General features: G+C 40.8%; 11 protein-coding genes. 5 read left to right on the top strand and 6 right to left on the bottom strand.

Annotated features, from left to right (window positions below; translation table 11 throughout):
- The first annotated feature begins 48 nt into the window (after positions 1-48).
- The gene (locus RM556_RS11550; protein WP_311374646.1) at positions 49-717 is read left to right on the top strand and encodes a hypothetical protein; all 669 of its coding nucleotides are present in this window, start codon (positions 49-51) and stop codon (positions 715-717) included.
- A gap of 77 nt (positions 718-794) precedes the next feature.
- Here the strand turns inward: RM556_RS11550 and RM556_RS11555 are convergent, their stop codons facing one another.
- Genes RM556_RS11555 through RM556_RS11580 form a run of 6 tightly spaced genes read right to left on the bottom strand, consistent with a single transcriptional unit; the run spans position 795 to position 7,342 of the window.
- A complete protein-coding gene (locus RM556_RS11555; protein WP_311374647.1) occupies positions 795-2,237 on the bottom strand; it encodes an oligosaccharide flippase family protein in 1,443 nt (480 codons plus the stop codon).
- A 1-nt stretch (position 2,238) separates the two neighbouring features.
- Complete coding sequence (locus RM556_RS11560) at positions 2,239-3,120, bottom strand: glycosyltransferase family 2 protein (protein ID WP_311374648.1); 882 nt, start codon at positions 3,118-3,120, stop codon at positions 2,239-2,241.
- Complete coding sequence (locus RM556_RS11565; RefSeq protein WP_311362835.1) at positions 3,117-4,367, bottom strand: O-antigen ligase family protein; 1,251 nt, start codon at positions 4,365-4,367, stop codon at positions 3,117-3,119. Before RM556_RS11565 ends, RM556_RS11560 begins: the two co-directional genes overlap by 4 nt.
- Entirely contained in the window at positions 4,364-5,476 is a 1,113-nt protein-coding gene (locus RM556_RS11570; RefSeq protein ID WP_311374649.1) for a glycosyltransferase, read from the bottom strand. Before RM556_RS11570 ends, RM556_RS11565 begins: the two co-directional genes overlap by 4 nt.
- Positions 5,469-6,566: a glycosyltransferase gene (locus tag RM556_RS11575; RefSeq protein WP_311374650.1), complete on the bottom strand. Its 1,098-nt coding sequence runs from the start codon at positions 6,564-6,566 to the stop codon at positions 5,469-5,471. The genes RM556_RS11570 and RM556_RS11575 overlap by 8 nt, the downstream gene beginning before the upstream one ends.
- Positions 6,563-7,342 carry a WecB/TagA/CpsF family glycosyltransferase gene (locus tag RM556_RS11580; RefSeq protein WP_311374651.1) on the bottom strand — a complete coding sequence of 260 codons (780 nt, stop codon included), beginning with the start codon at positions 7,340-7,342 and terminating at the stop codon, positions 6,563-6,565. The genes RM556_RS11575 and RM556_RS11580 overlap by 4 nt, the downstream gene beginning before the upstream one ends.
- Before the next feature lie 255 nt (positions 7,343-7,597).
- On the opposite strand from RM556_RS11580, the gene RM556_RS11585 reads away from it, so the two are divergent.
- From RM556_RS11585 to RM556_RS11600, 4 genes are all read left to right on the top strand, one after another.
- Complete coding sequence (locus tag RM556_RS11585) at positions 7,598-8,242, top strand: transglutaminase-like cysteine peptidase (protein ID WP_311374652.1); 645 nt, start codon at positions 7,598-7,600, stop codon at positions 8,240-8,242.
- 71 nt (positions 8,243-8,313) lie between these two features.
- Positions 8,314-10,254, top strand: coding sequence for an EAL domain-containing protein (locus RM556_RS11590; RefSeq protein WP_311362840.1), 1,941 nt, complete (start codon positions 8,314-8,316; stop codon positions 10,252-10,254).
- Positions 10,255-10,370: 116 nt separating this feature from the next.
- Complete coding sequence (locus RM556_RS11595; RefSeq protein WP_311362841.1) at positions 10,371-10,967, top strand: hypothetical protein; 597 nt, start codon at positions 10,371-10,373, stop codon at positions 10,965-10,967.
- Positions 10,968-11,022: 55 nt separating this feature from the next.
- On the top strand, positions 11,023-12,402 hold the full coding sequence (locus RM556_RS11600) for an O-antigen ligase family protein (protein ID WP_311362842.1): 1,380 nt from the start codon (positions 11,023-11,025) through the stop codon (positions 12,400-12,402).
- The last annotated feature ends 4 nt before the right edge of the window (positions 12,403-12,406 follow it).

The following is a 12,406-nucleotide window of genomic DNA, read 5'->3' on the forward strand; positions in this document are numbered from 1 at the left end:
AAACATGGTTACACTTTTCGCGCAAATGCGCATTATTATTGAGGTTTTATGAATTCTATTAAGCTGGTTTTCATTTTTATCGCTTTATCCATAAGCACATTGGCTAACGCGTCTTTTATTACCAATGACGATATTGATGTCATTAATGTTTATATTCCAGATGGTTATGTGCTTGATACCACCCCAACTAGCACTACGACTGACTCGACTGTTTTATTGTTCGACAGTGTAGTTCAGAGAAAACTCTCTAAAGGTGGCACTGGCGCTTTTCGAGTAACCCGTGACAAAGACGGTGCAGTTATCTCCGATACTAACGCGGTGTTTATTGAAATTGAATTAAACAGACTAGTCAATATCAAGACATTCTCTATCTTTAATGATGGTTTAGCTAATCCGAATGAGCAAGTTACGGAAATTGGTTTAAAGCTTTTAAAAGACGTTGAAGTTTTATTCATGGACATATTTAACAACTTCTACGTAGCACCTACCCCAGATGGCAGTGGTCCAAACCCTTGGCTTGAGCAAAGCATTGCAAATTTCGGTGACGGCATTAATGGCGTAAACAAAATAATGATTGCACTAACTGACGCTCAAAATGATAGAGAGATTGAGATCCGTGAACTACGCTTCTCTATAGAAGAGTACAAAGCAAGCGCTCCAGCCGCAGTGTTGTTATTCATGGCCTCTTTGATGTTTATGCTAAGACGTAAGAAATAATAAGTACATCAAAGAAATAACAAAGCCGCCTGATGCAAATCATGGCGGCTTTTTTGTATGCTCACTTTAGCCTCTAGCTACTCAGACACGAATCTTCTTATTCTTTTTATTATGGTTGGTTCTAAAGCAAGTACACTGCCTAAATAAACAAAACCACCAATATTAACAATCAAAGTAATATCGATGACGTCTTGTAATGGTAAGTATGTGATATATGCCAATAAACTTCCGCATAAGACGCCACATGCTAATACAGGCTTTAAGAGCACCAGCAAATAGCGTTTGACCGAGAACACACAAATACTAGTGATAACCTGAGTGTTGATAGGCAACATAATTGCCAATTTAATAATAAGTGCCCATACAGCACTCATCAAGCCGTAGTGTTCAGATGTCATAAACACGAAAAGAATAGCCATTATGGTTGTGATAATTTCTGGTATTAACGCTTTCTTCGTCACCTTCTTCGCCACCAGAATGCTTGGTAAGAAAGTTAAAGAAAAACTGATGGCCGCCATGACACTAATAGGCAATATTAAACTAGCCGCGGCGGCCCAACGCTCTGGAAAAATCACGCCGACTAATGCCTCACCAATTATCGCAAACCCAATAAAAATAGGAGCAGCAAGGTAAACCGCTATCTGTGTTGCATCTAAGAAGAAATTTGAAAGCAATTTTTCCGCATCTGGGCTTTCACTTTTCGCTTTCCTACTAAACACAGGATGACCGTAAGTCATTAAAGCGCTGTGAATGGCTTTCTTTGGTAATTGCACCAAGCGATTAGCAAAGTTGAAAAAGCCCACTGCTGCCGAGCCTAGAGTAATATCTAGGGCAAATATCAAACCTTTTTCTACGAAGTTACTGCTTATTGACTTCACAGCAGCAGGCACACCAACTAGACTCAAATCTTTTATCAAATCGATGTCGAAGGTGAAAGGAACTGATCTACGACAAGTTAACATTAGCAAACTTGCAGAAGTAAATGACATCACAATTGCTTGAGTCACTAAACCCCATGCTCCATAGCCAATATAGGCTACGTAGATACCGCAGCACAAGCCCAATAGTTTACCGAGAAGCGTTCGCTGAGCTAATGATTTGAACTCCCCTGCCCGCCTTAAGTGGATAATATGGATACGTGAGAGTGATTGTAAGGGTAAAAATAGTAAAGCCACCATTAATATCGAAGATTCAGCTTCTTGGAAGTAGAAGGTGCTAAGTAATACCCACAAAACACATGCAAGTATCGATGTACTAATAAGGCCGGTCCAAAATACTGTTCCATCGTCAGACTTTGAAATCTTTTTCATTCCTATCATCGAATTATCAATGGTTGATGAAAAGAAGAATGAAAACAACTCAGCAATCGCTAATAAAAGCACAGCTAAGCCCAATTCATTTGGTGTTAGCAGTAAGGCGAACGCAAAGAATGAAAATATTGAAAGGAAAATTAGGCCGAACTTTTCAATAAACAACCAGGCTAACCTTGCCATCCTTTGTCTAGCCGGGGAGACTTGCATGTTACTTACTCACTTTTTTTGAGGGCCGAAATTTTCTAAATAGGGCAGATACCGTACTTTTCCAGCCTATAAACTCAGCACACACTTTGACCCATGATAGCTTGTACTTTTTCCCCATCAAATTAGTTAAGGTTTGCGAAATAATGCGCTCTCTAAATGCTTCTTCACCTAGCCAAGCTCGATGTTTAAGTGCTGCATCAAGTCGATAAAGTGCTTGTGTTGGCTGAATTATTTGCGTGCTTTTAGTAATACCAGAGTTAACTTCTGTACGGTAGAGATATAGAGGTAAAGAAATGTTCTTAACGCACATTCCAGATTGAAAAAAGCGAATGTAGATATCCCAATCTTGTGCGTTTTTTAATTCCTCATCAAAAGGAATCTGTTTTAGGTACTCTTTTTTTGCAGTAAAACCACTGACACCACAGTACGTATTGCCTTTTTGTAACTCTGCTTTAGTAAGGAAGCCTTCGGAGTTCACTTTTTCAATATGTTGACGCTCCATGATCCGCTTACCACAGAGGGTGGCGACCACTTTTCTATCTTCAGCGTATGCTTGAACTACCTTTGATAAATATTCTGGAAGCCAAATGTCATCATCATCTAAAAAAGCGATGACATCGCCACTTGCAACATTCGCGCCTGTGTTCCGGGCGTGATTAGCCCCTTTTGAGCCATCGGTACTGATTAATTTGGCATTACTCAAGTTAACTAATTCATCACAGCTTGTGTAGTCATCGCTAGGACTATCGTTGACCACAATAATCTCCGATGCTTGAGCGGATTGAGCTAAAACGCAAGACAAAGCGCTCTGCAGATACTCTGGCCGTTGATAAGTGGTTATTACGACAGAAATACTCGGTAGGCTATTCATCTTATTATTCATGACTTGTTGTACTCATGAGAACCCACCAAATTAGCCACACAGAAAAAGCAAAGCATAAATAAGAACATATCGAAGCTATTATGATTGAGAATAATATAACCTATATAATTGGTAATAAGCTGTACTGACAGAAGCGTTATCGCGAAAGAAGCAAAGATACGATGTTCGCTACCAATATAGAGTTTAATTGCTCGCGCAGCGTTAACAAAAATAAGGACAAAGAAAAGCCCCATACCAACTACGCCAGCATGCAACATGATCTCAAAGTAGCCGCTATGCGCGTTACCAATAAACCCCCACCTTTCAATAAAATCTGCCACAGCACTACTTGCCCAAAAACTACCAAAGCCATATCCATATAAGTATTTTTCTTCCAAATAGGGCTTTAGTAATTCCCAGATAATTGCACGATTTGTTAAATTAGCGTCACGACCTAAGAGTGAGAGTAGGTATTCGTACAAATTAATAATTACCAATCCGGCGATCATTAAAAGCAAAACTAGCATAATAAAGCGAAGTATACTCTCAGACTTGTTTCTACCTCGAAATATACGAAGTGCAATAGTGAGACCGACACCCACCACCGCTATTACAACAGCTGATGCTGATTGCGAGGCGAAAAGGGCAAGAGTCAATAGTGCTAGGAGCGATCTATCCCATCCTGTTCTGTAACGCCCAAGTGCACAAAAAAGTAAAAGACCATAAGCATATATTCTAGCGGCACTGTTTTTATCAGCAAACATTCCTCTAAAACCTGACTCTCGCTCACCCAGGCCAAAATTAATCGTACTCCCGCTTAAAAAGGTATAAAACAAGCCAACAATAGTAGCCAGAGCAATAGCGTTTGCCAAAAAATACAACAAAGAACGAGGAGAAAAAACTTGAGCCAAAACGAAGGTACTGATTATCAAAGTGAAAAATGCAACACATCGCCTAAACGTTATATTCGGTACATCAGACCAAGTTATGGATAATAAGAAGAAACATACAATCAATAATATGGGCCATGCTGACATCAGGAATGCCTTAATACCTTGAAGCTTGCTAGTCAGAAAGTATGTAAGTGAAAGCAAAAGTAAAAGTATCCCTATTATTTGATTAAGGATATTTCCACCAGCAACAACTTCGAATGAAGCGCTATCACCCGCTCCAGTAATTACTCGCTCAAAAAAGCGAAAGAAACTCAAATAAAAGCCAACGGCAATAAGTAAAAAGACTCTGTAATAATTTGTGGTTGAAATACTCATTTTGCTAACATGAAGTCCAAATATATCTTGGCAGATTCAGCTGCCTCAAAACGAGAAATGATTGCAGGGTAAATATCTATATTAGTTTTTTGTTGCAAAGCCGTCTCCATTCTTGAACTCAAAGCCTTAATGTCAAGGTAAGGAACCAACGCTTCTTTTTCTACCGCTGCAAGGATTTCTTTTGGCCCGTGAGGACAATCAAATGCTACCACAGGTAGTTTAGCCGCCATCGCCTCTACCAAAACATTAGGGCTCCCTTCAAACCTAGAGGGTAGAACGAACAGATCAGCGGCTTGCATTTCAGCGACGGGATTCTCGGCGTATCCAGGCAGTGATACATAAGGACCTAAGTTCAGATCTAGCACCCTTTGCTCTAGTTGAGGTCTTAATTCCCCTTCTCCAAAAATAATCAATCGATACTGCTCTTTGTTCGCCTCTTTGTTCACTAGAATCGAAAACGCTTTTAAAAGCAAGTCGAAACCTTTCTGCTCGCATAAACGACCGATTGCTATGATGACTCGACCTTGTTTATTTAATAGCCATGGGTGAGTTGCGGTTGAATTAAGTTGCAACAAAAAGTCGGTCGCAACGACAGGGTTAGGTGCCACAACAACATCTTTACTTCTAGCAATGCTCGTAGCAACGAGATCGTTTGCCACGCCTTTAGATACTGCAATAACTGGTTTGGATGCAAACCGATAACACCAAGGTGCTAATGCATATGCTAGTTTCATCACAGCACCTTTGTTGACTAACTTGTCATGAGAAAAAGTATTGCGTTCACTCATACTTAATTTGTGTCTCATGCCCAAACTCATGCAAACGAGGAATGTCAAAACGTTAATGTGTGTTAGCGCTGACAGAATTGCATCTGCCTTGAGGGCTTTGAGCTGTTTTCGAAGCGGCATAAATGCAGACAATGTGCGATCACAGGCTAATTGGATTACCTTAACTTCTGGCGAAACAATGGCAAGATTAGCACCTCCTTTCGCGACTAAAAGTAAAGTCACAGTATGCCCTCGCATGGACATTGCGTTTGCGAGTCGCACCATCATTTTTTCGGCACCACCGCCTCGTAGGTCATGAATGACAATCACTATCTTAGACATTCGCTTTACCGCCTAATAGCTTCAAATAATGTTGGCAAACACTGCTTTGTGAGAATTCAGCGACACTTTCGACTAGTCCAGTTTTTGGTACAGACTGATAGTTCGATAAGGCATCTGCAAGCGCGTCTATGTCTCCGTTTGCGACTAAAAAGCCATTTTCGTTGTGTCGAATAATTTCGCTCGGGCCCGTTGGGCAATCAAAAGCAATACAAGCAGTACCGAGAGACAAGGCTTCTATCAGAACCGTAGGCATACCCTCATGGCGAGAAGACAAAACAAAACACTCTGCTTGCGCCATAGGATAATATGGATTCCGTAGAAAGCCTGCAAAAGTGACATGCTCTTCCAGCTTGAGCTCAGAAACGAGCGCTTTGAGTTTCGCCTCATCTTCACCTTGCCCCGCAATCACTAACGAGGGTAGATTTTTGTTTTTATTAACAGCTAGGCTGTATGCTGTGATCAACATATCAAAACCTTTCTGTTCGACCAGTCGACCAATGGCTAGGAAATACTGTTTATGAGGCCAGTGTTCTGTATTTTGTTGAGCTAAAGCTTGATTTTCTTGGGTAGCAGCAGCATTTGGTATGTAGTGTAAACGACTTTTATGAATCCAAGTCTGCCTTTTCGTCTGTGTGACTAGCTCCCTTGACACAGCAACGACTGTGCCAAACCAAGGATAGATTGAATACAGTGATTTAATTGCACTTGGCCCTAGTTTCTGACCGCTGACATCAAAAGCACAATGACGAGTAAAAATAATCTTAAGGCTCGGAAACCTTATTTTGCAAAAAATCGCCAGCATGTTGGCAGTTTCAGTGGCAGCAATGACACTGGTAATTTCCTCTTGGCGGATCAGTTTAGATAAGACTGAAAATTTCCGGTTAAGGGAATCATTATCAAACGTAAAGGAAACACTGAAAGACTGAGCAAGCTTTTTAATCCCCTCTGAATGCTCCGCGCTAGCTGAGATGATATGGAAGAAAACATTTTGTTCGCTGGCAACGAAGCCGGCAGCTAGGTTCGAGTGCACCTTTTCAATCCCCCCTCCTTGTTCGAAGGTTTTCTGCAGAAACAACACTTTTTCGTTCATGTGGCCTCTGATGGAAAATACTTGTGCTTCAACACGCAGTATATTGCATGCGGATTAGTGGTGAGATAGCGCCAGAACAGTTTCCTTGGCTCACTTAGCATTCTATGCAGCCACTCTAATCCCCCATCTTGCATCCATTGAGGGGCTCTTTTATAGTCACCCGTGATGTAATTAAAACAACCTCCACAGCTAATAATAACGGGGACTCGCAATTTGTGTTTATTTTGCATAATCCAATATTGTTCAATAGGTTTTCCTAAACCTACCCATAGAATATCGACCTGTGTCGCATTGATCTGCTCAATAATGTCATCGCTATTTTGCTTATCAAAATAACCATGATGCTTACCCGCAACCAAAAAATTAGGATACTTTTCAGTCATAATGTCTGCGCAAGCATCAACAACTTGAGCTTCGCCACCTAACAGAAAATGTTGTAGCTTTGCGTCGCTCCGATTCGGTATGTCGTGGATAGTATCAGTTGTGGCCGTTCTTTCTGGGATATCTGCGCCCTTTAGCCAGCGAGAAAATGATACAACGCTTTGGCCATCTGCGTGAATTAGATCAGCTTGATTCAAACAATGCATAAAGTCAGCATCTGAATTAGCTAAAGAGATAGCGTGCCCATTAGAATCGAAAATCACCATTGGCGTCGATTGTCTTGTTGCCCTTTCAATTCGACTCACAATGACTGAAACCATTCCTGTGCGGTCGATACAGGCAGTTTTGATACCACCTACATTGATAAGTGGATATTGAGCTAAGCCGTTTTGCAAGAACCTAATACTCCCTATTATGCTAACTTTCCGTAAATGCTTTGGAATTAAGCAGTATTACTGCCAATAAGTAAGTATTAATAGTACCAAAAAGCACAGCTGCGTATAAATAACTAACATCATAAATATGAAACTTTAAGTTATGATGCAAATCTATCGATATAGTAAGTGCAAAAGCATAAACGAGCATTAATGACATCATGAACAGCGCATGCTGGAACAATTACATGTGGCTTATAAAGGTATCGCAATAGAATGAAAAAGGTCATTCTCTATTGCTGCGTTGCCCTGCTTGCTATTCAGCATTCTCCTCTCTATTCAAAAATTGAAATTAATGAAAATTTGCTATCGCGAATAAGCGAACAATATGGTCAAGACGCGTATAAACGAATCATCAAATGGCAAGCCCTACTTGAAGCTCAACAAAGCGAACCTATTGATGAACAATTAAAAGAAATTAATGACTTTTTTAATCGACTAGATTTTATAAATGACAAAAAACACTGGGGAAAAGAAGACTATTGGGCAACACCAATAGAGTTTCTATCCACATCTGGTGGTGACTGCGAAGACTTTACTATCGCCAAATATTTCAGCTTAGTCGAGTTAGGTGTAGATAAGTCTAAACTAAGACTAATGTACGTTACGGCTACCAAGCCACCACAAGCCCATATGGTGTTAGCCTACTATGAGAATCCAAATTCTATCCCCTTGGTACTAGACAATTTAAATAAACGCATTCTCCCGGCAAGCCAAAGAAAAGATTTACTCCCTATATATAGTTTTAATGGCGATGGCCTATGGCTTGCCAAAACTCAAGGCCGAGGCAGAATGATGCAAAATCGAGGGAACAACAGCTTGTGGGATGAGCTAAATGAGCGAATGAAAAATGGCTTTTAATAAGATACGCCTTATAATCTCAGCTAAGAGTATAAGTCGTGGCTTGTCGACGACATTCAAACGGAGCAGATATGTCACTCTCTAAACAGTTAGGATTAGGGTTTTTCCTAGTGTTGTTTATCGTATTTATGTCATCCATTTGGGTGAATGTCAGCAATACCCGTGAATACATAGAATACCAGCTTTCCTCTCACGCTCAGGATACTGCTACCTCGTTGGGTTTATCGATCATGCCTCACTTAGAGAGCGAAGAAGGCTTACCAATTATCGATACAATGACGAACGCAATTTTCGATCGTGGTTATTATCAAGAGATTACACTATATAACGGTGAAGATGAGGTATTGATTAGAAAAATAAACACGCAAACACTTGATGATGTTCCCGCTTGGTTTGTTGATTTATTTACTATCGAGGCCCCCAAATCAAATACAGAACTAAACACTGGCTGGACTATTGCTGGGCGATTAGAAGTCATTAGTAATCCTGGGTTTGGGTATCAGCAACTATGGTCTAATGCAAAAGCCACATTTTCAGTCATCAGTATTATTTTTGTTTTTGGATTATTTTTTGTCTATGCATTAGTAAAAATGATTACGCGTCCTCTTAAAGATGTTGCTCTGCAAGCTGAAAAAATGAGTGATAAACACTTTGAGAAAGTGAGTAGAGTCCCAAAAACTAAAGAGCTAAAACAGTTTGTTTTAGCCATCAATGTTATGTCTACTAAGCTAGGTAAGTTGTTCATGCAGTTGAACAAACAGTCTGAGCAATATAGACGATTCGCTTATTCCGATGTAGTAACTGAAGTCGGCAATCGTCGCGCTTTCGATTTAGCTTTTGAACAACTGCTGCGAGATGAGCAACATCATTCACAAGGTTTTCTATTAATCATTCGTGGCACGAGCCTACAAAATATCAATGAACATATTGGGATCAACGAAGGCGATTCGTATTTAAAGAAAATCTGTGAGGAAACTAAACAAATTTGCTCTCAGCATTTTAGTCATTTCTCTATCTACCGAATTGCAGGAGCCGATTTTGCAGTGCTTTTAGAGGATATTGAAAAACCTAAATGTGAGAGCTTAGTGGAAGCGCTTGCTGCTAACTTTAAACGCATTGAAAAAAGTGAATACCAACTTGGTACTGCCCACATAGGCGCTACAGAGTTTCAGTATTCAGACAATTATCATGCTGCTATGGAGCGCGCCGATAGTGCCCTAGCCATCGCAGCTACGTTGCCGTCACAATGGCAATTTGCATCTAATATCACAATTAAGCAAAGCAATAGTGAGTGGCGAGGTCAAATCTTACAGCTTATTGATGAAGCAAAAGCAGATTTTGCGGCACAGCCTTTGATAATGCCTAACAGCAAGGTTGAGTATTCTGAGTGGTTTGCACGAATGAAGCGAAAAGATACCGGTGAAATGGTACCGATGTCACAACTGATACCGGCCTCAGTCAGATTAAATTACTCTGAAGAATTGGACAAAATGCTATTCTCTAACGCGTTTGCGTTATTGAAAGCTAAGAATGGACGTGTTGGCCTAAACGTTTCTCGCTTATCCTCACTCTCTCCGAATTTTCAATCTTGGCTGCTTAGCAAGTTAAATGAAGAACCTGACATCGCGAAACGTTTGGTTTTGGAAATACCCGAACGAGCCTTAGTCAATTCTGCGCAAACACTCAATATGTTTGCTCAGCAGTTAAAAGCATTAGGTGTCAGCATCACCTTAGAACATTATGGCGCTCAACTGGCTGGCTTTATTCACTTAAAAGAACTGCAACCAGACTACTTAAAGTTAGATGGTCGCTTCACTGCCAACATCCATGAGCAACAAGATAATCAATTATTTGTGGAGTCTTTGCTTGCGATTGCTCATGGTTTAAATATAAAAATAATTGCAGAAATGGTTGAGAGCTCGGCAGAGTCAGACTGGTTAAAAGACGCCGGCGTTGATTTCCAACAAGGTTACTTCATCGCAGCTCCCAGGTTGGTCCAAGATGAGCAATAAACTACTGTCGCTTATTTGCTAATAAATGAATTACTGAGTAAAATGTAAACAAAGCATGTGTTCGGCGTATGCTAGTAATAAATTGTCACTATTATCAAACGATTTGGAAAATTAAAATGCGCAGACTCGCCACCTTTATCTTTGTTTGTTTTGCTTCATTCGCCTCGGTCGCGGCGCAAGATGTTGCAACAAGGTCTCTATTCGGTGATGAAGTGCAACCAGGAAATCGACTTCATGAGAATGTTATTGAATTAGTGAATAGCGGTAACACCTCTGTTCAAGCTATTGCCATGGCAATAGCTTCATCGATGACAGAAGAAGATACAACGCTTAATCCTGACGCAAAATCCGCCATCGCTTTTAATGTGCCGCTGTCGAATGATTTTTATCGTGAAATGATTGTCGTAAACAGCTTGATTGATGTCACGAAAGTGCTCATTGAAGAATATCCCGCAAAAGTCATTGAGGTCATTACACTTGGTGTTGTGCTTTACCCTGACTTCGCCCAAGAAGTGCTTGATGGCGCAGCCCTTACCGGCGCTATTACCCCAGAGAATGCTTTAGTTGCGGCTTTGCAAGCAGGCGCTGATCCCTCTTTGGTATCAACAGCAACAGCGGCTGGCGTAATTAGCACAGGTCCTATTTCACCTGTTGGTATTGGCATTGGTGCTGGCGGCGCTGGCGGCGGCGATACAACGGTCTCTAGCAATTAAGAAATAATCATAAAAAATTGCCGCTAGCTTAACGCGAACAACCCAACGAGCACTCGTGAATTTAAAACTTCAATCATTACTGTATTATTCACTGTTGTTTGTTATTTTTGCCTTACCTATACCTTTGGGTGCTAACCGCCCTTGGGCTTGGAATTTTTTCCAGATCGCTATTTTTGCTCTCACCTTTGTTGCAGCCCTATCTCACAAAGACAAACCTTGGCTGGGTTTGCTGCCCTACCTGCGAATGATCTACTTATGGTTAGCCTTAATAGTAGTTGCTGCATTGCAACTCGTTCCCCTACCAGCAGTCTTTGTTGAGTTCATTTCGCCAAGCGCTTTTGCTATTCAACAACTAGCCTCTGTGGAAAGTTTTTACTTATCCTTAGATACCGGTCAAAGCGGTATTAGTTTTTACAAGCTCTTGTCTTTTTTCTGTTTATTTTGCTTAATCTTGATGTTGGTAAATACTGAGCAACGGCTCAAACTTCTGCTCATGACCATGTTGGCAGCCGGTACTTTTCAAGCCTTATATGGTGCATTAGAAGTCTTGTTGCAAAGCCATAGAAGTCTAATATTTCAGTTAGAAGTCACTTCAATTGCCACTGGTAGTTTCGTTTATAAGAACCATTTCGCCAACTTCCTTATGTTAACCTTAGCGGCAGGTCTGGGTTTATTGATCACTAGTTTACAGAAAGACCAAATGTCATCACCAAAGGACTTGTTGCGTTCAATAGCAACCACGATGCTGGGAAGTAAAGCACTCATTAGAATTTGTTTAGCCATTATGGTCATTGCCTTGGTGATGAGCAGAAGTCGAATGGGAAACACCGCGTTTTTCTTAGCAATGACCTTGACCGGCATCTTGGCTCTGTTAATCATCAAACAACGTAGTAAAGGTCTGAGCGTCCTAATAATTAGCATATTTATTATTGACCTCTTTATTGTGAGCACCTATTTCGGCCTAGAGAATGTGAAAAATCGACTTGCTGAAACCAGTCTTAGTGAAGAGACGCGTGACGAGGTCATTACTGATGCCATGCCAATGCTTAGCGACTTTGCTATCACTGGATCTGGCGCTGGCAGCTTCTACTCCGTGTTTCCGAAATACCAGAAAACTGACGTCATGTCGTTTTATGATCATGCTCATAATGATTATTTACAATTCGCAATTGAATACGGCTTGCCTGCCTTTACGTTATTAGCGGGGATTGTTGTCTTTGCGTTCTACAAGTCAATAAGAGCAATGCGAAAGCGTCGGAACTCTATATTTAAAGGCGTTTCGTTCGCCTGTTGCATGGCGATCATCGGCATGTGTCTTCACATGGCAGTAGATTTTCCGCTGCAAGCGTATGCAAATGCCTGCTATTTCGTGATATTCATCTCACTTTGTATGCTAAGCAATAATTTGAAAATTCGAGCAAGAGGCCCTCTTTAAGCCA

The organism is Alteromonas sp. W364 (genome assembly GCF_031846205.1).
Classification (GTDB): domain Bacteria; phylum Pseudomonadota; class Gammaproteobacteria; order Enterobacterales; family Alteromonadaceae; genus Glaciecola; species Glaciecola blandensis.

Coding starts and splice junctions, on each gene's coding strand:
- RM556_RS11550 (WP_311374646.1), top strand. CDS start 49: ATGAATTCTATTAAGCTGGTTTTCATTTTTATCGCTTTATCCATAAGC.
- RM556_RS11555 (WP_311374647.1), bottom strand. CDS start 2,237: ATGCAAGTCTCCCCGGCTAGACAAAGGATGGCAAGGTTAGCCTGGTTG.
- RM556_RS11560 (WP_311374648.1), bottom strand. CDS start 3,120: ATGAATAATAAGATGAATAGCCTACCGAGTATTTCTGTCGTAATAACC.
- RM556_RS11565 (WP_311362835.1), bottom strand. CDS start 4,367: ATGAGTATTTCAACCACAAATTATTACAGAGTCTTTTTACTTATTGCC.
- RM556_RS11570 (WP_311374649.1), bottom strand. CDS start 5,476: ATGTCTAAGATAGTGATTGTCATTCATGACCTACGAGGCGGTGGTGCC.
- RM556_RS11575 (WP_311374650.1), bottom strand. CDS start 6,566: ATGAACGAAAAAGTGTTGTTTCTGCAGAAAACCTTCGAACAAGGAGGG.
- RM556_RS11585 (WP_311374652.1), top strand. CDS start 7,598: ATGAAAAAGGTCATTCTCTATTGCTGCGTTGCCCTGCTTGCTATTCAG.
- RM556_RS11590 (WP_311362840.1), top strand. CDS start 8,314: ATGTCACTCTCTAAACAGTTAGGATTAGGGTTTTTCCTAGTGTTGTTT.
- RM556_RS11595 (WP_311362841.1), top strand. CDS start 10,371: ATGCGCAGACTCGCCACCTTTATCTTTGTTTGTTTTGCTTCATTCGCC.